Origin of the sequence: Kitasatospora sp. NPDC048296 (genome assembly GCF_043201815.1) — a bacterium.
GTDB lineage: Bacteria > Actinomycetota > Actinomycetes > Streptomycetales > Streptomycetaceae > Kitasatospora.
In genome coordinates this window covers 19931-43788 of sequence record NZ_JBICZB010000020.1, presented here as the reverse complement: position 1 = coordinate 43788, position 23858 = coordinate 19931, and the positions used below count along the sequence as shown (strand labels likewise).

The window sequence follows — 23858 nt, the reverse complement described above, 5'->3', positions numbered from 1 at the left end:
GCCCGGACGCCACTTGGGCGCCCGGGCCGTTGCCCGAGGGTGTCGGGAAATGGTTCAGGAGGCGGTGCGGACCTCGGCCGCCGCGCCGACCGGGGTGACCTCGACCAGGCCGGCCTCGCCGAAGGTCAGCTTGCAGGTGTCCGCCCGGTAGGTGGCGACGGCGAGCGCCACCAGCCGGCCCGCCGAGGCGTACTGGGTGGTCATGACCAGCACCGGGGTGCCCGGGGGGCGCTCCAGCAGCAGGGCCTCCTCGGCCTCGGCGACACCGAGCTCGACGGCGCGGGACTCGCCGTCCACCTCCAGTCGCTCCAGCTGGCGCAGCACCGAACGGGCGCGGTCGCTCTCGGCCCGGAAGCCCGGCAGGTGCGGCAGCGCGGAGGCCGGGACGTGCAGCGACTCGCAGGCCATCGCACGGCCCTCGACCAGTCGGACCCGACGGACGGTGTGCACGGTGGCGCCCTCGGCGATGCCCAGGTTCTTGGCCAGCTGCGCGGAGGCGGGGGCGGTGGCGCAGTCGACCGTGCGCCAGGCCTGGCTACGGCCGGCGCCGGGCCAGCCCTCCTCCTGCCGGTTCACCGGGACGCCGACCCGCGGGGCGGCGATCAGGGTGCCGATCCCCCGGCGGCGGACCAGGCGGCCCTCCAGCTCCAGCTGGTCGAGCGCCTGTCGAAGCGTGGCCCGGGCCACCCCGAAGCGGGCGGCGAGCTCGCGCTCGTTCGGCAGGATCTGGCCGGTGGAGAACTCCGAGTCGATGGCCCGCAGCAGCACCGTGCGCAGGTGCCAGTACTTCGGTTCCGGCACCGACGAAAGCTGTCCTGTCGTTCCCACCGTGTCCTCCACCCTGCTTCTGTCCGCCCTGACGAGGAGGGCGGATCCCCGGCCCGCTGCCCGCTGTTGCGGCAGGTGGGAGAGCGGGCCTTTATCCGTCCTTCTTTATTAAAGGTCCTTGCAGTAAGCGACCCTAGGTGTTGCGTCCGGAGATGGTCAAGACCAATGGCGCAGCTCGATGCGGCCGTCGCGGAGGTTCATGCCGCGTTCACGACAGCTGTTTTCCGGCGGCCCGACACCGCCTGCGGCAGCGCGTCACGCTTCGGCGCGGGCGAGGCCAGTCGGTAGGCTGCCCGGGTGATCGTGGTGACGAGTGTGAATGTGAACGGAATCCGGGCGGCGGCCAAGAAGGGCTTCGTCGAATGGCTGGCCGGAACCGAGGCGGACGTGATCTGCCTCCAGGAGGTGCGCTCCGAGCCCGGGCAGCTGCCCGTCGAACTGCGCGACCTGGACGGCTGGCACGCGGTCTGGGCCCCCTCCGTCACCAAGGGCCGGGCCGGCGTCGCCGTCCTCTCCCGCCAGGAGCCGCAGCGCACCGTCATCGGATTCGGGTCGGAGGAATTCGACAATTCGGGCAGGTACGTCGAAATCGACCTGCCTGGCCTGACCATCGCCAGCCTCTACCTTCCCTCCGGCGAAGTCGGCACCGAGCGCCAGGACGAGAAGGAACGCTTCATGGCGGAATTCCTCGACCACCTCACCGCCCTGCGCGCCCGCGCCGCCGCCGACGGCCGCGAGGTCGTGGTCTGCGGCGACTGGAACATCGCCCACCGCCCCGAGGACCTCAAGAACTGGAAGGCCAACCAGAAGTCCGCCGGCTTCCTCCCCGAGGAACGCGCCTGGCTCTCCCGCGTCTACGACGAGGCCGGCTACGTCGACGTCGTCCGCGCTCTCCACCCCGACCGCACCGGCCCCTACTCCTGGTGGTCCTACCGCGGCCGCGCCTTCGACAACGACTCCGGCTGGCGGATCGACCTGCATTGTACAACGCCCGGCATCGCCGCCAGGGCGGTCGAGGCCTACGTCGAGCGAGCCGCCACCCATGCCGAGCGCTGGTCCGACCACGCCCCCGTCACCGTGGTGTACAACCACGACTTCTGACCGCCCACCGGGCTGGCGAGGCCGCCCGTGCGCCGTAGGAGCCCTGGGCGGGGAGAGCAACCGCTCGCCGCCCAGAGCTCCTGACTTTCCGATCGCGTGAAGCGCACCGCCCGGCCGCACCCAGACCGGGCCGGCGTCGCCGTCCTCGCCGTGCCGGGCGGATCACCCTGCGGCGGCGGGGCGCACACCGGGACCTTCATCATCGTCAAGAAGACCGTCGGATCACCCCGGCGTCGGCGGGGAGCACCCGCCGAGAGCGAGAGCGGTCGTGGGACCCAGGCGGATCACCCCCGCGTCGGCGGGGAGCACCTCTACAACAGCAGAGTGGCCCCAGCGTGATGCGGATCACCCCCGCGTCGGCGGGGAGCACTTCTCCTGGCCCGCCCTCGCGAAGTTGATCACCGGATCACCCCCGCGTCGGCGGGGAGCACTGTCGGCAACGGGTGAAACGAGGGCCACGGACGGCGGATCAAAAGCGGGTCACTGCGTGATCTCTTGATCATCCTGACTTCACAGGTTCTGGAGTCAGGAGGGAAGAGGTGATCGGGGTGGAGGACTGGGCTGAGATCCGGCGGCTGCATCGCGCGGAGGGGTTGTCGGCGCGGGCTGTGGCCCGGCATCTGGGGATCTCCCGGGGCACTGTGGCGCGGGCCCTGGCCTCGGACCGGCCGCCGGTCCGACGACGACGAGATCCTCGCCGCGCTCGCCCTGGTCGAGGCCGACTGGGTGCGCGACCTCCCGGGCCGGCTGGACTGCGCACTCGGGGTCGGCGGCCTCGAACTCGACGCGGCCCAGGCCCAGCAGCTCACCCTCGCCCGGGTCCACCTTGCCAACCCCCACACGCTGATCCTCGACGAGGCGACCTCCCTGCTGGACCCGACCACGGCGCGGCAGGCCGAGCGGGCCATGGCCGCCGTGCGCTCGGACCGGACGGTCATCTCCATCGCCCACCGGCTGCAGACCGCCCACGACGCGGACCGCGTCGCCGTCATGGAGTCGGGCCGCATCGTCGAGCTGGGCACCCACGACGACCTGGTCGCCGCCGGCGGGTCCTACGCGGCACTGTGGCGATCATGGAACGGGGAGGGCTGACTCCCCCGCCACCGCACGCCACCAGGAACGCCTCCCGTGTCCACGGGGGGCGTTCCTGCCGTTCCGCCCCGAACCGCCAGCCCCGCACCGCAGTGAAAGGACCCTCGCCATGGCCTCGCCCACCGCGCAGCCGACCGGCGCTGCCGGCAAGTTCACGCTGGTCTGCGTGCTCTGCCGAGCCGAGTTCGCGCCCGCTCCCGTCTACCGATGTCCCTCGTGTTCGGGCGCGCTCGAACCCCGGTACGCCGCCCTGGCAACCGCCACCCGCCACGACCACGCGGACCCGGAGCAGGCGTACTTCGACTTCCTGCCGCTCGTCTCCCGCGGCTTCCTCGACTCCGGGATCACCGTGCGGACGCCCTGCCGCCCGGCGCCTCGGCTGGGCGAGGCCATCGGCGTGCCCGGACTGTGGATCAAGGACGAGTCCCAGCAGCCCTGCCCTTACCGAGAACCTCATCCGGCCTGGTGGGAGGCAGGGTACACAAGCGCCGACCTCGTCAGTCGGATAGGCGCTCTGGCAGAGCCGACGAGCTCCGCGACATGATGATCGACCGTGCTGCTACGACTGGCGTACCTGGGTGTGACGAACGCGTTCGCGTTGCTGCGGCTGCTGCCGATGAGCGACCGTGAGAAGGACGTGGAGATCCTGGCTCTGCGCCATCAGATCAGCGTTCTGGAGCGGCAGCTGAGCGGCCAGCGGGTCCGCTTCGTAGCAAGCGAGCGGGCAGTCCTGGCCGCGCTGCTGCAGGGACTGCCGACGCAGGTGCTGCGTCGGATGCGGTTGCTGGTGCGGCCCGACACCGTACTGCGCTGGCACCGTGACCTGGTCGCCCGCCGTCACGCTGCCCGGTCCCGGCCGAAGCGCCCAGGCCGACCGCGCACCGTGCGCTCCATCCGCGCCCTGGTCCTGCGCCTGGCCGCAGAGAATCCGGAGTGGGGATACCGGCGCCTGCACGGCGAGCTGCTCGTCCTCGGGGTGAAAGTGGCCGCGTCCACGGTGTGGGAAATCCTGAAGGAGGCCGGTATACCACCGGCACCCGAGCGGACCTCCAACACCTGGGCCGACTTCCTGCGCTCCCAAGCGGACGCACTCCTCGCCTGCGACTTCTTCGAAACGGTCACCCTGTCCGGAGCCCGCCTGTACGTGCTCGCGGTCATCGAGCACGCCAACCGACGAATCCGGGTCCTCGGCGCCACCGCACATCCGACCGCATCCTGGGTGACGCAGGCCGCAAAGAACCTCGTCATGGACCTCGAAGACGCCAGCTCCCGGCCGCGCTACATGAATCCGGGACCGGGACGGAAAGTTCCCCGAACTGTTCAACGCCGTCCTCGCCGACGCGGGGATCCAGGTCGTCCTCAGCGGCGTCCGGATCCCCCGCATGAACTCCCTCATGGAGCGCTGGGTACAGACCTGCCGCCGAGAGCTGCTGGACCGGACCCTGATCTGGAACGAACGGCACCTACTCCACGCCCTACGGGAGTTCGAGAAGTTCTACAACTCTCACAGGCCGCACCAGGGCATCGCGAACGACCGACCCCTCTGCGCCCTTCCCCGGCCGATCGACAACCCGGAGCAGATCGCCCGCCTCGACATACGCCGAACCGACCGACTCGGCGGCCTCCTCCACGAATACCAACATGCAGCCTGAACAGGGCGGATGACATTTTCGGCAAGCGCAGCGTCGCCGACTCCGCCTGCACCAGGTGCGACACCTTGCCCGTATCCCCGTGCGTGTCCGAGACACGCGAACCCACCACCGCCCGAACCGGCGCCGAAGCCGTCATGATGCTCACAGGAGGCCCCCTACCGCCCAGGCCAGCAGACACCCTCGGACACTTCACACTCGAACGGGTGGACCTTTTTCAAAAAGGCGTCTATCCGCTGGAGGATTGACCTCATCGTGTCCACCAGGAATCTCGCCGACAAGGCCGTAGAAGCCTACGTCGAGCGGGCGGCCACCCACGCCGACCGCTGGTCCGACCACGCACCCGTCACCGCCGTGTTCGATCTCGGCTAACTGGCTGACAATCAGCGATAGTTATTAGCAGCGCTGAGAGGCAGCCGGAGGCCCATAAATCCAGCCGTGCCAGAATTCCCTCTCATCTGCAGGCCGACGCGACACCGACCTCAAGCTCCAGCGGACTTACCCGCTGGAGCGTTTTACAAAGTGAGTCGATCGCCGGTTCCGATAACATTGTCAACACTCCAGCGCCCTGGGGCCGGAGGCGGCCATCTTCGATTCGACGGCACCCTGGTCGAAACCAGCACCGTCAACACCGACGCCGTCCGCGCCAGCTTCGCCGACCTCAGCCTCGCAGTGCCCGAGCCGTGGCTGCGCGAGGCTCCGCTGGCCGACCTCACGGCCCTGCGCGAGCGGCTGCGCTGCGACCTGGACCTCCAGCTGTCCAACGGGGACGTCACCGGCCCGGTGGTGCACAACACCGCGTCCGTGAGCTCGAACAGGGCATCCGCCCGCAACGTCAAGCACTCGTACAGCTCACGGCGAAACCGGCCGGCGAGCTCACCGCGGCAGTCGTCACCGCCCTGGCCGTCGCCGTCCTCCTCGTTCAGGACGCAACCGTCGCCGCCCGAGCCGCCGTACGGCACTGGCCCGTCCTCGTGGCTCTTGCCGCCGCGGGTCTCGTCGGCGTGGCAGTGTGGCGGGCGCAGCGCCTCACCACCGGCCGGGCGCGCGTGGCGCGGCTGGCCGGCCTGCGGCCGAGCCTGGGCGGCATCGACGGACTGGATGACCGGGAGTTCGAGTCCGCGCTGCGGGACCTGTTGGCCCGTGACGGCTGGACGGCGCGGCAAGTGGGCCGACAGGGCGACCAGGCCGCCGACGTGATCGGTCAACACCCGTGGCTGGGCCGGATCGTGGTGCCGGCGAAGCACACCAAGGTCGGCAGGAAGGTCGGCTCCCAGGTGATGTACCAGGTCAAAGGCACCGCCGGCCCCGTCCACGGCGCCGACATCGCGATGGTGGTCACCAACGGCTCCTTCACCCGCGACGCCAAGGTCTGGGGCGACAAGCACCACATGCACTGGGTCGGCCGCGACCGCCTCCGCGTGTGGGCCGAACACGGCGTCGCCCTCCACGAACTGCTGCGCCTGCCCGTCCGCAATCCCAGGCGCCGGCTTGGGGACCGCTCGCGCCCCCGGCTCCTGAACAGCGGTCAACTGTCCGCTGCACCGGGGCCGTGCAGGATGCGGCGGTGAGTTCCTCGGCGATGAGCGGGGAGGCGTGCAGACCGTCGCGCTGGGTGCCGGTCGCCGGCCGGAGCCCGGGACGGGCGGGGACGCCGAGCAGCGGGCGCCCGTCCAGACCGACGGGGCGGTTGCCGTGGTAGAAGTGCGCCACCCCGGACCGGCCAGCCCATGGCTGTACAGAGGTTGTCTCCGCACTGGCGAGGTGCGGACACGAAGTGCCGATCGAGATCCAGCTCGACCGGCACTTCGTGGGGTCCGCGCTCGGGGGCGGGGTCGTCGGAGCGGCCCGCGCCGGCAGTTCAGGAGCGGGTGCGGCCGCAGGTCACACGCGGACCGGCAGGCGGGCTGCTCCGCGCAGGCTGAGCAGGCCGTTCCACTCGACCTCGCCGTCCAGGCTCAGGCCGGGGAAGCGGCGGACCAGTTCGCCGATGGCCACCCAGCCTTCGATGCGGGCCAGCGCCGCACCGATGCACATGTGCATGCCGCTGCCGAAGGACAGGTGGCGGCGGGCGTTCTCGCGGTCGATGCGCAGTTCTGCCGCGTCGGGCCCGAAGAAGTCCTCGTCGCGGTTGGCCGCGGCCAGGCTGGCGAGGATGAAGGAGCCCGGGGGGATCTCGTACCCGCCGACTTGGTAGGGCTCAAGGGTGATCCGCCTGCTGTTGTGCACGGGCGAGTCGTACCGCAGGAACTCCTCGATCGCGTTCTGCTCCAGTTCGGGCTTGGCGCGCAGCAGTTCCAGCTGGTCCGGGTTGCGCAGCAGGGCGAGGGCGCCGCCGGAGAGGAGGTTGACGGTCGTCTCGTGACCTGCGATGTAGAGCATGGCGACCTGGGCGATCAGCTCGTCGTGGCTGAGGCTCTCGCCGTCTTCCTCGGCCGTGATGAGCGCGCTGAGCAGGTCGTCGCCGAGATTGCCGCGCTTCCAGGAGACGGCCTCGCCGACCATCTCGAAGATCTCCGCGTCGGCCGCCTCCACGGCCCGCATCACCTCGGGGTCGGTGGTCGGTTCGACGGAGCGCATCAGCATGCTGGTGAGCTCCTTCAGCCGCTTGTTGTCCGTGGGAGGCATGCCGAGCATCCGCGCGATCACCGTGAACGGCAGGGGGAACGCGAGCGCCTCGACCAGGTCGCCGCCGCCGGCCTCGGCGATCCCGTCGAGGGCGTCGTCGACGAGGGAGCGGATCTGCGGCTCCATGGCGTTGATCGCGCGCATGGTGAACGCCGCGCTGACCAGCTTGCGCAGCCGGGTGTGGTCCGGCGGGTCCCGGTCGAGCAGGGCGAGCCCCTTCAGCCTCGGGTCGTCCGTGACACCGGCGTTCGTGTAGGCGTCGCGGAACGGTCCGGGCGCGACGTGACGCTGCTCGACGGAGAGCCCGGACCGGACCAGCGCGAGCACGTCCTCGTACCGGGAGAGCATCCAGAAGCCGCCCGGGTGCTCGTGAACCGGCGCGTGCCTGCGCACCTCCGCGTAGTGCGGGTAGGGGTCCGCCATGAAGTCCGGCGTGAACGGGTTGAATATCACTGGCGGGTTCTGCGGTTCTTCGGTCATCGTCCTGCGTCGTCCTGTTCCGTGGTTCCTGTGGTCACTTGCCGTGCTGGTTCGGGTTCTGCTGGAAGGTCCGCAGCCGAGTGGCGAGGAGAGCGGCTGCGCCGTCCATGAGGGTGTCGGAGATGCTCTCGACCGTGCGGTTGCGCCAGGGCTGCAGCTCGGTCCCGGCGACCGCGTGGTTGAACGCGCCCATGGCCGGCCCGCAGTGGACGAGGTAGTCCACCGTGGACGCGCCGTCTCCGGTCACGGCCAGTCGGAGTCCGCGTGCGAAGTACTCGCGGAACAGCGCGGCCATGTCCGCCTTTGGGTCCGGGCCTGCTGCCACGGGCGGGGGCTGCTCGCCACCGAGGTACCGCTCGAGCACCCGGGTCCGGGTGCTCTGGTCGATCTCGGCGAACGAGGTGTGCCGTTGCCAAAGATCGTACAGCCGGGCGGCGCGGGCCGGGAAGAACTGGCCGAGCTTCAGATAGCTTGCCCGTGACCCGAGTTCGAACTGCTCACCCCACGGGGCGAGGTCGACGTCGTACTCGCGCGCCTCCTGCAGGAGGTCCTTCACCCGGTCGCTGGTGGCCGCCTCCACCGAGCACTGGTTGACCGATCCGGTGAGCACGAAGTCGGCGCCGAGCACGAAGGCCGCGGCAGCCGCCTCCGGGCTGCCGATCCCGCCGGCGCAGCCGACGTGCACCGGCGGCCGGCCGGGCAGGGCGGCCGCGTCGCGCAGCCTGAGCACCTGCGGAAGCACCGTCAGCGGCTCGGCCGTGCCGTGCAGCCAGCCGCCGTTCCCCTCGACGCACAGGTCGTCCGCCATCGGGCGGGACTCCGCCGCGGCGGCCTCCTGCGGCGTCACCGCGCCGGCCGCGAGCAACCGCGCGACCAGGCGCTGCGGCGGCGGCGCCAGGAACTCGGCGGCGGTGTCGGTCCTGGAGACCTTCGCCAGGATCCGGCCGCCCTTGAGTCGGAACCGGACCAGGTTCTCGGTGATCAGGGAGAAGCCGGAGGCCTCCACCAGCGCGACGCCGTGCCTGAGCAGCAGGTCGACCAGGGCCGCCTCCTCCTCGGGGGCACCGTGCCGATGGAGCAGGTTGACGCCGAAGGCACCGCCGAGCCCCAGGTCGTTGCAGAGGACGCGCAGTTGACGGTCCACCTCGTCCAGGCGGAGCCCGCCGACCCCGAGGAATCCGAGCAGGCCGGCCTTCGCCGCGGAGCGCAGCAGTGCCTCGCTGCTGACCCCGCCGTACATCGAGCCGACCAAGTAGGACCGGCGCAGGCCGTACCGTTCACGGAAGGTCGCGGCGCCGAGCGAGTCGGCACTGATCAGCCGAGCACCGGCCCCGGCAACCGCCGGTGCGGCCGACGGCGACGGCACGGCGGTCGGCACGGCAACTGGCGCGGTGGCCGGGCTCGCCGCGAGCGGCCCGGAGCCCGCCTTGATGCGCTGCACCAGCTTGCCGAGCACCTGGCCGGGGCCGAGCTCGACGAACTCGAAGTCGCCGTGCGCCATCAGCTTGCGCACGGTCTCGGTCCAGCGGACCGGTGCGGCGATCTGCGCCACCAGCCGTTCCTTGACCAGCCCGGGCGGATACGGCTCGGCGTCGACATTGGCGATCACCGGGATCCGCGGCGGGTGCAGCGTGAATCCGTCGAGGTAGGCGGCGAACTCCTGGGCCGTGCCGCGCATGTAGCGCGAGTGCAGCGGCGCGCTGACGTGGAGCCGGACCGCCCGCGCGCCGATGGCCTCGAATGCGGCACAGGCCGCGTCGATCTGCTCGGGCGGGCCGGAGACGACGAACTGGTCCATGGCGTTGTAGTTGGCCAGGTCCAGGCCGGCGAAGTCGGGACCTGCGAGCACCCGCGTGACGGTCTTCTCGTCGGTTCCGATGATCGCGGCCATCGCACCACCACCGGCCCCAGCCATCAGCCGACCGCGCTGCTGCACCAGCCGCAGCCCGGTCTCGAAGTCGAAGACGCCGGCCGCGAACAGCGCCGCGTACTCGCCGAGGCTGTGCCCGACGAGGTAGTCCGGCGGCACCGGGTCCTGGGCGGCCCGGTCCAGGTAGCTCAGCGCGCCGACCACGTAGAGGGCGGGCTGGGTGAACTCGGTCCGGCCGAGTCGGCGCTGCGGATCGCGGACGCACAACTCCTCGATCGAGTAGCCGAGCACCCGGTCCGCCGTCGCGGTCTGCTCCGGGAACCGCTCGAACAGCTCCCGGCCCATCCCGCGCCGTTGCGAACCCTGCCCGGGGAATCCGTAGACCTTCATACCGGGTACCTTTCTCGGCCGCTCGCGGGCGGCACGTTGCCGGGCGTTCTCGAACAGCCTGACATCCTGTTCGAACGGGCTGAGCAGCGGCATCGACTCCCACTCGCCCTCCCGCGGGAGGATGTTGCGGACGAAGTTGTGCAGGCTGCCCGAGGGACCGAGGTCGAGGTAGCAGAATTCACCGCGGTCCCCCAGGTCGGCCATGGCCCGCTCGAAGTCGATCGGCTGACGGGCGACCCGGTAGAAGTGCTCGGCCGTCACCCGGGTCACCGGCCGGCCGTCCACGCAGGACACCCAGGGGATCCGCGGCGGCCCCAGCGTCACGTGGTCGAACCCGCTGCGGCACTCCTCCAGCACCTGGTCGACCAGGTGGGAGTGGAAGCCGTACTCGACCGGCAGGCGCAGGTGCACCACGTCGGCGGCGAGCAGGGCCGCCTCGGCCCGGGCCAGGGCCTCCTCGGTGCCCGCGACCACGAAGTTGCCCGGATAGTTGCGGGCCGCGAGCTCGCACTCGCGCAACTCGGGGACCAGCTCCAGCGTCTCCGGCCCGGCCAGCACGGCCAGCATCCCGCCCGGTGGACCGGCGCGCAGCGCGTCGGCCTGCCGCGCCAGCAGCCGCAGGCAGTCGAACGGATCGAGGCTGCCCGCGACGACGGCCGCCGCGTACTCGCCGAGGCTGGACCCGAGGACGTAGTCGGGCTCGACGCCCTCCGCCCGCAGGGCCTCCGCCAGGGCCAGCTCGATCATGACGATCCCCGGATGGGTGATCCGGGTGTCGACCAGGGGGTGGCTGCGCCGCTTGCCCGGGTCGAAGATGCGCGCCAGCACCGACTCGCCGAGTTCCTCGGCGACCGCCGCGTCGTAGCGCCGCAGGGCTGTGCGGAACACCTCGTTGGCCTCGTACAGCTCCTTGCCCATCCCGTAGTACTGCGAGCCCTGCCCGGAGAACATGAACACGACGGGCAGGGATCCGGCCGCGGCCGGGCCCGGGGACGACACCGGCCCGGTCATCGGTAGGTGTCCCAGAACAGGCCCCCGGCCGCAGCCGCGGGTTCAACGGTTCCTCGGATGACGACCCTCCGGTTCAGCTCGGGTTCGGGCAGCGGCTCCCTGACCGGACCGTGGCCGACCGGTGCGGGAGCAAGCAGCAGATGGGCGTTGGTGCCGCCGTCGGCGAAACAGTTGATCGCGGCGAGCCCGGCGTCCTCGGGCCACGGCTGCGGCTCCCTCGGGAAGTACAGCGGCGAGGCGGCGAGGTCGAAGTGCTCCAGCGGAACCTGCCCGGAGCGGAACGGCACCTGCTCCCGGTGGTCCAGCATCAGGACCACCTTGATGAACGCGGCCATCCCCTCCGCGGCCAGCGGGTGGCCGATGTTCGGCTTGATCGAGCCCAGCGCGAGCGGCTGGGCGGAGCCGGTTCGGTAGACCGCCTCCACCGCCCGCAGTTCCAGCAGGTCGGTGATGGTCGATCCGGAGCCGTTGGCCTCCAACCAGCCGACCTCCTGCGCGCGGTGGCCACTGGCCACCAAGGCCTCGGTCATGACCTCCCGGTGCGCCTGGGGATTGGGCGTGGCCGGGCCGGCGGTCCGGCCGTCGTTGTTGGTCGCGACGGCCTTGAGCACGGCGAGCACCCGGTCCCCGTCGGCCTCGGCCCTGGCCAGCGGCTTCAGCAGGACCGCACCCACGCCCTCGCCCAGGATCAGCCCGGCTGCCCGCTGGTCGAACAGGTGGAAGTCGGCACCCGGGTTGAGCAGGCCGCGCAGGCCGAAGACCTCGTAGGGCCGGTCGGTACCGAGCAGGCTCACCCCGGCGACCACGGCCGACTCGACGGCACCCGCGCGCAGCGCCTGGACGGCCATCTCCATCGCCACCAGGGCGGAGGAGCAAGCGGTGTCGACCACCAGGCTCGGGCCCCGGAAGTCGAAGAACTGCGAGATGTTGGCGGACAGGTAGTTCTGGCCGGTGGCCACCACCGGGTTCTTCGCCCCGGCCACCCGCGCCCGGTCCGGCACGTGGGCCGTCCGGCCGCCGACGTACACCCCGATCCGACGGCCCTTGAGCTCGGCCGGCCGGTAGCCGGCGTGGTGCACTGCCCGGTTGACCTCCTCGAGCAGCAATAGCGCCTGCGGGTCCATGGCCGCGACGTCCGCCTCGGACAGCAGGAACGACTCGGCGTCGAAGCGGAGCACCTCGTCCAGCAGTCCGGCGTGGTAGCCGATCGGTCGCCCGAAGCGCTGCTCGGGGATCGGCCGCAGCGCTGAACGGCCATGCCGCAGCAGCTCCCAGTACTCGCTCGCGGACCCGGCGCCGGGGAACCTGCAGGACAGGCCGACCACCGCGATGTCGCCGGTGGTGCCGCCCGACTGCGGCACCGGCAGTGCGACGGGGACCGGCGTGGCCTCGGCCGGGGTCGGCCGGGTGTCCGACGCGGCGCCGCCGGGCGTGGCGGGGCCGAAGGCCCTGAGTAGTTCCTCCTGGTGCTCATCGGCGAGGTACCGCGCGAACTCGTCCGCGGTCGGGTGCTCCAGCAGCGCCGACGGGTCGACCGACACGTCGAGCAACCTTCCCGTGTCCTGGACCAGTTGGCTGACCAGGATCGAGTCGATGCCGTAGTCGTGGATCGGCACGTCGCCGGTCAACTTGGCGCGGTCGAAATGGAGTTCCTCCGCCACCCGGTCGAGCAGCCACGAGGCCGCCGCGTCGACGGCGCTGCCGAGGGCGCCGGACCCGGCCGCCACGACCGGGCCCGCAACGGCGGGTGCCGGCACGGCGGGCGTCGGTACAGCAGGCGTCGGTACAGCAGGCGTCGGCGCGGCGGGCGCCGGCGGGGCGGAATCCAGTCGGCGGTCCGTCAACCGCTCGGGCCGCCAGTCGGCGTCCGGTCGGGGCAGCGCGGGCAGGACGACCCGGGCACCGCTCGCCAGCGCCCGCTCCAGCAGCTCCAAGCCCTGCTCATCGGTCAGCGCGGCCAGCCCGGAAGCCTGGTAGGCGGCGGTGCGCGCCTCCCCCATCCCGGTGTCCTTCCAGCTCGGCCACTCCACGCTGACCAGCGGCAACCCGTGCGGCCGGGCCTCGGCCACGGCGTCCAGGTAGGCGTTGGCCAGCGCGTAGTCGCTCTGCCCGACCGCGAGCGCCGGAATCGCCGCGGCCACCGACGAGTACAGCACGAACATGCTCAACGGCTCGTCCCGGAAGCACTCCACGAGAGCGTCGAGGCCCAGGACCTTCGGGCCGATCACCCGGTCCATGCCGGCCTGCGGCTTCCGCACGAACGCGGGATTCTCGAAGTCGGTGAACCCGGCGCTGTGGACTACCGCGCCGACCGGGCCCAGCCTGCGCCTGACCTCGGCCAGGGTCTTGGCCAGCGCCTCCTTCTCCTCCAACGCCACGGCGAGGACCTCCAGTTCGATCCCCTGGTCCGCCAACTCGGCGAGCGGGCGCAGCTTGCGGCCGAGCGGGGTGTCCGCGGCAATGTGCGCGGTCCACTCCTCCCGGGGCGGCAGCTCCTCGCGACCGGTGAGGACGACCTTGCGCACGCCGTGCCGGGCAACGAAGTGACGCGCCGTCAGCAGGCCGATGCCGCGGGTGCCACCGGTCACCCAGAGCACGTGGTCGGCCGGGAACCGTGGTGCGGCGGACCGGCCGTTCGGCAGTTCCCGCAGCTCGGCCCGGTGCCGGACGCCGTCGCGGTAGGCGATCTCGGCCGGCTCGTCGGTGCTGCCGAGCTCGTCAGCCACCCAGCGGCACAGCTGCTCGTCCGAGGTGTTCCACTCGATGCCCACGTGGCGCGAGCGCAGGTGGCGGTACTCGCTCTGGAGCATCCGGTACAGGCCCACCCGGGCCGCGCCGCGGAGACCGGCCGAGCCCTCGGCGTCGGAGGCCGCGCCGCGGGAGACCAGCAGGGCGCAGAGCCCGCGCCGGCCCCGGTCGACCAGGTGCTGCAGCCAGCTCAGCCAGTCGGGCAGCAGGTCGTGCGCGGGGGGCGTCGCCGGGTCGGCGCAGCCGGCCAGGTCGACCACGGCGTCGAACCGGTCCCAGCGGGTGCCGGGGTCGGCGAGGTCGGCGGTGAGTCGGGCGGTGTCGAGAACCTCGACGGCCGGCAGCACGGCGGCGAGCCGCGCGGCCAGGGCCTCAGTGCCGGGCACCGTCAGCACGGCGGTGCGGCCCGGCAGGTCAGCGCGCCCGGCGGGCTCGGCGGGGGCCCACTGCCTGGTCAGCAGCAGCCCGCGTGAACCGCAGTCCGCGTCCAGGGCGGCCAGCTCGGCGTCGGCGGCGGCCAGCCAGACCCGCTCACCGTCGAACGGGTAGCCGGGCAGCGCCACCCGGCCGGGCAGTTCCCCGTCGTGCAGGGCCGACCAGTCGACCTGCCGGCCCGTGGTCCAGGCGGCGGCGTACGCCGCCGGGTCGGCCGGCAGCCGGTCGCCCGGGAGCGGCTTGCGCGGGTCGACCACCCCGGACCAGCTGCCGGCCGGCGCGCCTCCGGTGGCGAACTCGTCCAGCCGGGCGGCCAGCTCGGTGAGGTCGTGGAAGAGCACCGCGAAGCGGTGCGCCATGGCCTCGCGCCCCCGCTGCAGGGTCCAGGCGACCTGTTCCGGCGCCGCCCCCGCCCCTTCCGCGCGCAGGTGCGCCGCGAGGCGGCGGGCCTGCGTGGCGAGCCGGCCGCCGTCCCGGGCGGAGAGCACCGCCAGCTGCGGACCGACCGGGACGGCCGTCTGCCGCGGCTCGGCGACGTACTCCTGGAGGATGACGTGGGCGTTGGTGCCGCCCGCGCCGAAGGAGCTGACTCCCGCGGTCCTGGGCTGCGGCGTGCCGTCCGCACCCAGGCGGCGCGGCCAGGGCGCCAGCTCCCTCTGGACGCGGAACGGGGTCGCCGTGAAGTCGATGTTCGGGTTCAGCCGGTCCGCGTGCAGTGAGGGGGCCAGCTCACCGTGGCGCATCTGCAGTAGCACCTTGGTGACCGCCGCGATCCCGGCCGCCGACTCGGCGTGTCCGATGTTGGACTTGACCGAGCCGATCGGAAGCCGCTGCGGCAGGTCGTCCTGGAAGGCACGCAGCATGCCGGTGATCTCGACCGGGTCGCCGAGTGCGGTGCCGGTGCCGTGCGCCTCGATGTAGTCGAGGTCGCCCGGGCGCATCCCGGCACGGTCGAGCGCGGCCCGCACCAGGTCGCCCTGCGCCCTGGGATTGGGCACGTTGAACCCCCGCCCCGTACCGCCGTGGTTGACCGCCGAGGCCTTGACCACCGCCAGGATCCGGTCGCCGTCGGCGAGTGCGGCGTCGAGGCGCTTGAGCAGGACCGCGCCGGACCCCTCGGCCGGCACGTAGCCGGTGCCGCCCTCGCCGAAGCTGCGGCACCGCCCGTCCTCGGCGAGGAACCCGCGCCACGCCAGTTGCAGGTACTTCGCCGGGTGGCTGGTGATGTTGACCCCGCCGGCAACCGCCACGTCGCAGTCGCCGTTGCGGATGGCCAGGCAGGCCTGGTGGATGGTGACCAGCGCGGAGGAGCACATGGTGTCCACGCCCACGCTGGGCCCGGAGAAGTCGAAGAAGTACGACACCCGGTTGGCCACCGAGGCGAAGGACGAGTGCGGGGGCAGGCCCTCGCCGCGCAGCGCCTCCTGGACTCCGTACAGCTGGTACTGGCCGTACATCATGCCGACGAACACTCCGGTGCGGGAGCCGCGCAGTTGCTCACGGGTGTACCCGGCGTCCTCCAGGAGGTGCCAGGTGGTCTCCAGGAACACCCGTTCCTGGGGGTCCGTGTGCTCGGCCTCGATCTGCGACATCCGGAAGAACAGCGGGTCGAAGCGGTCGGCGCCGCGGACGAAACCGCCCCACTTGCCGTACGTCCGTCCGGTCGCCGACTTATCCGGGTCGTAGAACCTGTCGTGGTTCCACCGGTCGGCCGGCACCTCCTCGATGCTGTCCCGGCCGGCCCGCAGGTTGCGCCAGAACTCGTCCACGTCGTCGGCCTGCGGGTAACGGCCCGCGACTCCGATGATCGCGATGTCGCCGCTGCCACCGGCGGGCCGCGCCGGTTCGACGGCGGCCGGGGTGACGACTGCTGCGGCAACGGGCTCGTCCTCGGCGCGGGCCGGGGCGCCGACCACGGATCCCGCGTCGGATCCGACCTCGGACTCGGACTCGGACTCGGTGAACGCGTCCGGGTACTCGGCCAGCAGATGCTCCGCCAGCTCGCTGACCGTCACGTACTCGAACAACAGCGTCTTCGACAGCGGGCCGAAGCGCTCCTCTAGCCGCCGGGTCGCGCTCAGCGTGATCAGCGAGTCCAGGCCGTAGTTGTCGAACGACTCCGTGAGGGCGATCTCCTCCTCGGGGAGCTTCAGCTCCTCCGCCATCAGCCCGAGCACCAGCTGCTCGGCCCGGGCACGCGCGTCCGGTCGGACCCGGGGTACGGCGGCCTGCCGGGCGGCGGCCGGGAGCTCCGGTTCGGGCGCCGCCGCGTTGAGCGCGGCGAGGATCCGGACCGGGTCGCCCGGGGCGAGCAGCAACCGCGGCGCGGAACCGGCCAGCGCGCGATCGAGCGCGTCCAGCGCCGATCGGGTCCGCAGCGGGCGGATGCCGAGCTCGCGGGTCATGTACTCGGTGCCGGCGGCGTCCGTGCGCATGGCGCCGTCGGCCCAGACCGGCCAGGCGGCGGCGAGGGTGCGGCCCTGCCGTGCCCCCTTGCGGCGCTGCTGCTCCCGCCGGTCCGCGAAGTGGTCGAGGAAGGCGTTGGCGAAGGCGTAGTCGGTCTGGCCGACGTTCCCGAAGGCCGCCGCCGCGGAGGACAGCAGCACGAAGTAGTCCAGCGGGTCGTCCCGGGTCGCGTCGTCCAGCAGCACCGTCCCGTGCACCTTGGCGGCGAGCACCGCCGCCGCGTCCGTGCGGTCCTTCCGGAGCAGCAGGCCGTCCCTGAGCACTCCCGCGGCGTGCAGCACCCCGCTCACCCCGCCGTGCACCCGGCGGGCCTCGGTGAGCAGCGCGCGCACCGCGTCCGGGTCGGCCACGTCGGCCTGCACCACACGGGCCCCGATGGCCTCGATCCGGGCCCGGGCCGCAGGGCTTGGAGCGGTCCTGGAGGTCAGCACGATCCCGCCACCGGTGACCCCGGCGGCGCGCCGGACGGCGGTGATGTGCTCCGCGAACAGCAGGCCCAGCGCGCCGGTGCCACCGGTGATCAGGTGGGCTCCCGGGCCGCTGAACACCGGCTCGCCGGCGGGCGGCAGGCTCACCCGGCGCCACGCCCGGCGGCTCCTCACCCCGTCGTCGGTCCGCGCCTCGGGCTCGCCCTGGACACCGAGCTCGGCGACCACCGCGTCGGCGAGCGAGCCGCCCGCGACGGCCAGCGCGGAGAAGTCGACCGCCGGGTGCTCCCTGCGCACCGAACGGGCGAAGGCGGCCATCGCCGGGTGGGCCGGCGAGTCGGCCGGATCCCGGTGCACGTACAGGTAGCGCAGGGCGCCGCGCCGCTCCCGCTGCCAGGTCTGCAGGAAGGCCACGGCCGTGTGGAAGCCGTGCTCGACCGCGCTGCCGGGCTCGCCGTCCTCGCCGGCCAGGTGCACCACGTGGCGGACCGCTCCCGGCCCGTCGACGCGGACCGCGGCCGCCGGGTCGAACCCGGCACCGAACTCGATTCGCCGGGTGGCCGCACCCGCGGCCGTCAGGGAGGCGCTCACCGCGGCCCCCTGGGAACCGGCGTCCAGGATCAGCACGGTTCCGTCCAGCGCGCGCGGGGCGGCGGCGGCCGGCTCCCAGGTCGGTTCGAAGGCGGACACCGCGTCCTGGACGGACTCGGCCCGGGCGGGCACTGCCCGGAGCGTGAAGCCGTCGATCGCGACGACGACGTCGCCGCTCCGGTCCAGCAGTGCCACGTCGAAGCAGAGCGTGCCGGGAGCCGCCGGACGCGTCGAGGGGGTGGCGTAGGCGTACATCAGCTCCGGCAGTTCGGCGTACCGCCGGACCGAGCCGAGCGCGAACGGCAGGTACGGCACCGGGTCGCTCGGGTCCTGCGCGCCCGGAGCGAGCCGGGCCGCGGTCTGCAGGGCCGCGTCGAGCAGCGACGGGTGGAAGGCGTAGTCGCTCGCGTCGGCGACCCGCTCCGCGGGCAGCCGGAGGGCCGCCAGTACCTCGTGCTCCCCGACGACGAGTTCCTCGATCGCCTGGAAGCTCGGACCGTAGTCGAAGCCGAGCCGGGAGAAGACCCGGTAGCAGTCGGCGCCGCTGTGCACCTGCGGGCAGCGGGCGCGCACGCCGGCCAGGTCGACCGGCGCGGGGCGTCCGTCCGCCGCGCCGAGCAGCAGGGTGCCGTGGACGTGCGGCGACCCGCCGCCGTCCGCGGTCCGCGCCTCGAAGGACGCCCCGGTGCGGTCGCCGCTGATCCCGACCGTCAGGCGGTGCTCGCCCCCGGTCACGGGGAGCCGGACCGGGGCCGCCCAGGTCAGCCCCTCGACGCCGTGGACGCGTTCCCCGAAGGCCAGTTCACCGGCGAGCCGGGCCATCTCCAGGTAGGCGACCCCGGCCAGCACCAGCTCGCCGCCGACGACGTGGTCCCGCAGGAAGAACTCGGCCCCGGTGAGGGTCTTGGCGAAGGCCAGCGCCCCGGCGGTGGAGACCTCGGCGTCCAGCAGGGTCGGGTGCAACCGGGCGGGCTCTTCCGGAGCCGGCGTGACCCAGTGCCTGGTCCGGGCGAACGGGTAGCTGGGCAGGTGCACCCGGCGCCGCTGCGCGCCCCGGTGCAGCGCCGCCCAGTCGGCCTCGGCGCCGACCAGCCACTGCCGCTCGATCCCGGCCAGGTCACCGGTCGCGTCGGCCGCTTGCGCGGTGCCGCCCTTCCCGGCCTGCCCGGTGCGCACGGCCGACGGGCGGCCGGCGAGGTGCTCGGCGAGCTCGGTCCGCAGCCGGGCGGTGCTGTCCGCCCGCACGGCGAGCCGGTGGCTCATCGGCTCGCGCCCGACCTGCAGGGTGTACGCGAGGTCGCCCGGCGGCATGTCGTGCTCCGCCAGGTGGTCGGCGAGCCGTCCGGCGGCCTGCCGCAGTGCCTCGGGGGTACGTGCGGAGAGCACGAACAGCTGCTCCGTCGTGGCCTCCTCCCGGGTGTCCGGCATGGTCGGTTCCTCCAGTACGACGTGTGCGTTGGCTCCGCCGAAGCCGAAGGAGCTGACTCCGGCCCGGCGTGGCAGGTCGTTCCCGGCGGCATCGCGTGCCCGTGGCCAGGGCCGGGTCGTGGTGGCGACCTCGAACGGGCCGCCGTCGAGTTCCAGATAGGGGTTCAGGTCCTGGACGTGCAGGCTGGCCGGGATGGTGGCGTGCCGCATCGCGAGCACGGTCTTGAGCAGCCCGGCGATGCCAGCGGCGGCCTCCAGGTGGCCGATGTTCGTCTTGACGGACCCTATGGCGCAGCCGGGCGCGGCCTGCGTGCCGCGATCGGCGCGCAGTCGGCGGAAGGCGGTGCTCAGGCCGATGGTCTCGATCGGGTCGCCCAGGGCCGTGCCGGTGCCGTGCGCCTCGATGTAGCCGACGCTCTCCGGCGGCACGTCGGCGGCCCGATAGGCCTCGACCAGCAGGTCGGCCTGGGCGTCGGGGCTGGGCGCGGTGAGCGAGGTGGTCCGGCCGCCGTGGTTGACCGCGGCCGCCCTGATCACCGCGTGCACGGCGTCGCCGTCGTGACGTGCCCGGTCGTCCGGCTTGAGCAGCACCACGCCGACGCCCTCGCCCCGGACGTATCCGTCGGCGCGGCTGTCGAAAGCCTTGCAGCGCCCGTCGGGGCTGAGCATCGCGCCCTGGCTGAGCAGCTCGTGCACGCTCGGCGAGAGGATCAGGTTGACCCCGCCGGCGATCGCCAGGTCGCAGGTGCCGTCGCGCAGTGCGGCGCACGCCTGGTGGACGGCGACGAGCGAGCCGGAGCAGGCCGTGTCCACCGCCATGCTGGGGCCGCGCAGGTCGAGCAGGTAGGAGACCCGGTTCGGGATGATCGAGAGCGCCGCGCCGGTGGCGCTGTGGGCCCCGATGGCGTGCCCGGCGGTCCGCTGGACCTCCAGGTACTCACTGTTGGCGACTCCGACGAACACCCCGACGCGCTTGCCGGCCAGATCGGACGGACGGTAGCCGGCGTCCTCGATGGCCGACCACACCACCTCCAGCAGCAGCCGCTGCTGGGGGTCCATCAGTTCGGCCTCGCGCGGCGAGATCCCGAAGAAGGCGGCGTCGAAGCGGTCCAGGTCGGGGATGAAGCCGCCCCAGCGGGAGCTCGGCCGGTCCCGCCAGTCCCAGCGCTCGGCGGGGACTTCGCCCACCAGGTCGTCCCCGGCGGCCAGATGGCTCCAGAACTCCTTGAGGTCGGCCGAGCCCGGCAGCCGGCCGGCCATGCCGATGACGGCGACACCGCCACCGCTCTCCGGCTCGCCCGGGGTCTCGGCGGCGGGCGCCACAGCGGCGGGCGCCACAGCGGCGGTGCCGAACCGGGCAGCCAGTTCGGCCGAGTGGTGCTCCCACAGGTGCCGGGCCAGCGCGGCCAGGGTGCTCCGGCGGTAGAACAGCGTCGGGTACACGGTGATGTCGTAGGACTTGCGCAGTTCGGTGCTGAGCGCGGTGAAGCTCACCGAGTTCATGCCCACCTCACCGAGCGGGGTGTGCGCACCGATGTCCTCGGGATCCACCCCGGCCAACCGGCCCACCATCCTGGCCAGTTCGGCGATCAGGGCCTCGTCGCGACCGGCGGTCGCCGACGGTGCGTCCAGCTCTGCCGCCCCGGACGCACCGAAGCGGGCGCGGAGTTCGGCCAGCGGCACGGCGGCCAGCGTGGTCCGGTCGACCTTCTCGTTGAGCGTGTGCGGGAAGGCGGTCACCCGGAGCAGCACGTCCGGGATCATGTGGTCCGGCAGCCAGGCCGCCAGCTGTTCCCGAGTGGGCTCCGCGGCATCCTCGGCGAGCAGGTAGCAGGCCAGCAGCGAGCGGTCCCCGCCGCCCTGGCCGCGGGCCACCACGACGGCCTCGCGGACGCCGTCCAGCCGTCGCAGAGTGGACTCGATCTCCTCCAGCTCCACCCGGAAGCCGCGCACCTTCACCTGGGAGTCGATCCGGCCCAGGTAGGCGATGCGGCCGTCGGGCAGCCGGCGGACCAGGTCACCCGTCCGGTACATCCGCGCGTCGGGATCGGTGGCGAACGGGTCGGTCAGGAACCGCTCGGCCGTCAGCTCGGGACGGCCCAGGTATCCGTCGGCCACACCGTGGCCGCCGATGTACAGCTCGCCGGCCACGCCGGTCGGGACCGGCCGGCGTCCGCTGTCGAGGACGTGCAGCACGGTGTTGGCGATCGGGTTTCCGATGGTCACCCGCTCGCCGCGGCGCAGCCGACCCGCCGCCGACCAGATGGTGGTCTCGGTGGGGCCGTAGAGGTTCCAGACCTCGCGGTTGCCCGCGAGGAGGGCCTGGGCGGTGTCGTCGGCCAGGGCCTCACCGCCGCAGAGCACGGTGAGCCCGGGGTTCCCCTGCCAGCCGGCGGCGAGCAACATGCTCCAGGTCGCCGGGGTGGCCTGCATCACCGTGGCCGCACTGCGCTCCACCGTCTCCCGCAGCCGCAGCCCGTCCTGGGCGACCTCGGTCGGCAGGAGTTCCACGGTGCCGCCGCTGATCAGCGGCAGGTAGAGCTCCAGACCGGAGATGTCGAAGCAGACCGTGGTCAGCGCGAGGAGCGTGTCCCTGGGTCCGAACCCGGGCTGACGAGCCATCGACCAGAGGAAGTTGGTCAGGGCGCGGTGCGGGACCCGGACTCCCTTGGGCTGCCCGGTGGACCCGGAGGTGTAGATCACGTACGCGGTGTCCGACGGCCCGGCCGGGCCGGGCGAGGGCGCCGCGGGCGGCTGCACGTCCCGGTCCACGAGCAGCCGGGCCACCGCACCGCTCCAGGCGGCCTCGACGGCGGAGTGCGTGAGCATCAGGTGCAGCCCGGCGTCCTCGGCCATGTAGGCGAGCCGCTGCGGCGGGTAGGTCGGGTCGAGCGGGACGTAGCTGCCGCCGGCCGCCTGGACGGCTAGCAGTGCCACCGGCAGGTCGGCGCCGCGCGGCAGCAGGACGCCCACCGTCCGGCCCCGGCCGACGCCGGCGGCGGTCAGCCGGGCGGCGAGGCCCTCCACCCGCTCCTTCAGTCGACCGTAGGTCAGTTCGGTGTCCTGGTACCTGACCGCCACCGCCGCGGGGCGGGCCTCGGCCTGGGCGCGCACCAGCTCCCAGACCAGGGTGTCGCTCGGGTAGTCGGTGCGGTCGGCCGGGGTGAGCAGCGCGCGCTCGCCGTCGGTCAGCAGCCCCAGGTCGCCGACCGGGGTGTCGGGGGCGCCGACGGCGGAGGCCACCAGGGTGACGAAGTGCTTCCCGAGGCGTTCCACGGTGGCGGCGTCGAACAGGTCGGGGTTGTACTTCAGCGTGTACCGGCAGCCGTCGGGCTCGTCGACCAGGTCGAGGGTCAGGTCGAACTCGCCCTCCTGGTGGACGCCTTCGACCCGGCCCTTGACCACGCCGTCGTCCCGCAGGTCGCGCGCCCAGTTGTGGAAGTAGAAGGCGACGTTGAACAGCGCGCCGGCCGTGCCGGGGGTCTCCCGCCGCAGCTCCTCGGCGAGGTCGATCAGCGGGTAGTCGGAGTGCTCCAGTGCTCCCAGTACCATCCGGTGGATCCGCCCCAGGAGGTCGCGGAACGACTCCTGGCCGTCCACCCGCTCGGCCAGCACGACCATGTTCATGAAGTAGCCGAGCACGTCGTCGTAGCCCTCGGCCGGGCGACCCGCCGTGGGCGTTCCGACGGCGATCTCCGCCTGGTCGCTGTAGCGGTGCAGCAGCGCGAAGTAGCCGGCCAGCAGGACGCTCGACAGCGAAGTCCGCGCCGCGGCGGCCAGGGCCCGGGCCCGGTCCGTCACCGCGGCCGGCAGGCGCCCGCCGACGCTCGCGCCCCGGAAGGTGGGCACGGGCGGGCGCGGGCGGTCCAGGGGCAGCGGTGTGACGGTCTGACGGTCGCGCAGGAGTGAGACCCAGTACTCGCGCAGCCGTTCCGCCCGGGGCCCGGCGAGCAGGTCCCGCTGCCAGGCCGCGAAGTCGCCGAAGGTGCGGGCGGGCCGGTCAGTGGGCAGCGGGCGGCCCTCCCGGAGAGCCCGGTAGCCGCGGTCCACGTCGGCCAGCAGCAGGGGGATGGAGAGGCCGTCGAGCACCAGGTGGTGCACGTTCAGGTGCAGGGCCTGGCGGCCGTCGCCGAGGGTGTACAGCGTCGCACGCAGCAGCGGGCCGCCGGCGAGGTCGAACGGCTCCGTGAGCTCCGCGTGGATCCGGTCGCGCAGGTCGCTCTCCGCGACGGAGGTCAGGAAGACCTGCTTGAAGGGGAGTTCGGGTTCGGCCGCGATCCGGATGAACGGCCCCTGCTCGCCGGTCGAGACGGTCGCGCGCAGTTCCTCGTGCCGGTCGATCAGGTCTTGCAGGACGACCCGCAGGATGAGCACGTCGACGTCCCGGTCCAGCCAGAAGGCGAGCGGCAGGTTGTAGGCGTGGTTCCCGGGCGCGATCTGCTCGATCACCCACAGCGCGTGCTGCCCCCGGGACATCGGACGGGTGCTCTGCTCCAGGGCCTGGCGCGGGCGCAGGACCAGGGCAGCCTCCGGGGGCACCGGGACCGCGCCGGACACGACGGCACCGACGACGGCGGGGGCCGCGGCGACGGGTGCCTCGGTGACGGGCGCCTCGGCGACCGGGGCGAGTCGTTCGGGAGCGGGCAGCTCGGGCACGACGGGCGCCGGCGTGACGGCCTCGACCGCCGCGGCCTCGGACTCGACGGCCTCGGC

Annotated in this window: 7 protein-coding genes, 4 pseudogenes and 1 CRISPR repeat array (1 of these 12 cut by a window edge); of the genes and pseudogenes, 7 read left to right on the top strand and 4 right to left on the bottom strand. The window is 72.9% G+C overall.

Annotated features, from left to right (window positions below; translation table 11 throughout):
- Positions 1–54: 54 nt before the first annotated feature.
- Positions 55–828: a GntR family transcriptional regulator gene (locus tag ACGF12_RS14755; protein WP_393028770.1), complete on the bottom strand. Its 774-nt coding sequence runs from the start codon at positions 826–828 to the stop codon at positions 55–57.
- A gap of 297 nt (positions 829–1125) precedes the next feature.
- On the opposite strand from ACGF12_RS14755, the gene ACGF12_RS14750 reads away from it, so the two are divergent.
- The 7 genes and pseudogenes from ACGF12_RS14750 (at position 1126) to ACGF12_RS14720 (ending at position 6241) form a co-directional block, all read left to right on the top strand.
- Positions 1126–1929, top strand: a complete 804-nt coding sequence (locus ACGF12_RS14750) for an exodeoxyribonuclease III (RefSeq protein ID WP_393028768.1) — start codon at positions 1126–1128, stop codon at positions 1927–1929.
- A gap of 157 nt (positions 1930–2086) precedes the next feature.
- A CRISPR array of direct repeats spans positions 2087–2360; the repeat unit is 29 nt; unit sequence CGGATCACCCCCGCGTCGGCGGGGAGCAC.
- 108 nt (positions 2361–2468) lie between these two features.
- Positions 2469–2615 (top strand): annotated as a pseudogene (locus ACGF12_RS14745) (helix-turn-helix domain-containing protein); the annotation flags it as partial.
- Positions 2605–3021, top strand: a pseudogene (locus tag ACGF12_RS14740) (ABC transporter ATP-binding protein); the annotation flags it as partial. The pseudogenes ACGF12_RS14745 and ACGF12_RS14740, both read left to right, overlap by 11 nt.
- Positions 3022–3130: 109 nt before the next feature.
- Positions 3131–3565: a hypothetical protein gene (locus tag ACGF12_RS14735; RefSeq protein ID WP_393028766.1), complete on the top strand. Its 435-nt coding sequence runs from the start codon at positions 3131–3133 to the stop codon at positions 3563–3565.
- Between the two features lie 9 nt (positions 3566–3574).
- Positions 3575–4673, top strand: a pseudogene (locus ACGF12_RS14730) (integrase core domain-containing protein).
- A 234-nt stretch (positions 4674–4907) separates the two neighbouring features.
- Positions 4908–5042: pseudogene (locus ACGF12_RS14725) on the top strand (exodeoxyribonuclease III); the annotation flags it as partial.
- A 602-nt stretch (positions 5043–5644) separates the two neighbouring features.
- A complete protein-coding gene (locus ACGF12_RS14720) occupies positions 5645–6241 on the top strand; it encodes a restriction endonuclease (RefSeq protein WP_393028762.1) in 597 nt (198 codons plus the stop codon).
- Between the two features lie 313 nt (positions 6242–6554).
- On the opposite strand, the gene ACGF12_RS14715 is transcribed toward ACGF12_RS14720, so the two are convergent.
- The 3 genes in view from ACGF12_RS14715 to ACGF12_RS14705 are tightly spaced (at most 34 nt apart) and all read right to left on the bottom strand, a layout consistent with a single transcriptional unit that may run on beyond the window.
- Positions 6555–7778 carry a cytochrome P450 gene (locus ACGF12_RS14715; protein ID WP_393028760.1) on the bottom strand — a complete coding sequence of 408 codons (1224 nt, stop codon included), beginning with the start codon at positions 7776–7778 and terminating at the stop codon, positions 6555–6557.
- A gap of 34 nt (positions 7779–7812) precedes the next feature.
- On the bottom strand, positions 7813–11049 hold the full coding sequence (gene fabD, locus ACGF12_RS14710) for an ACP S-malonyltransferase (protein ID WP_393028758.1): 3237 nt from the start codon (positions 11047–11049) through the stop codon (positions 7813–7815).
- Positions 11046–23858 carry the 3' portion of an amino acid adenylation domain-containing protein gene (locus ACGF12_RS14705; protein ID WP_393028881.1) on the bottom strand. Its footprint extends 8703 nt past the window's final position, so the window shows 12813 of its 21516 coding nt (coding positions 8704–21516); its start codon lies beyond the right edge, outside the window — the gene reads right to left on this strand; its stop codon occupies positions 11046–11048. The genes fabD and ACGF12_RS14705 overlap by 4 nt, the downstream gene beginning before the upstream one ends.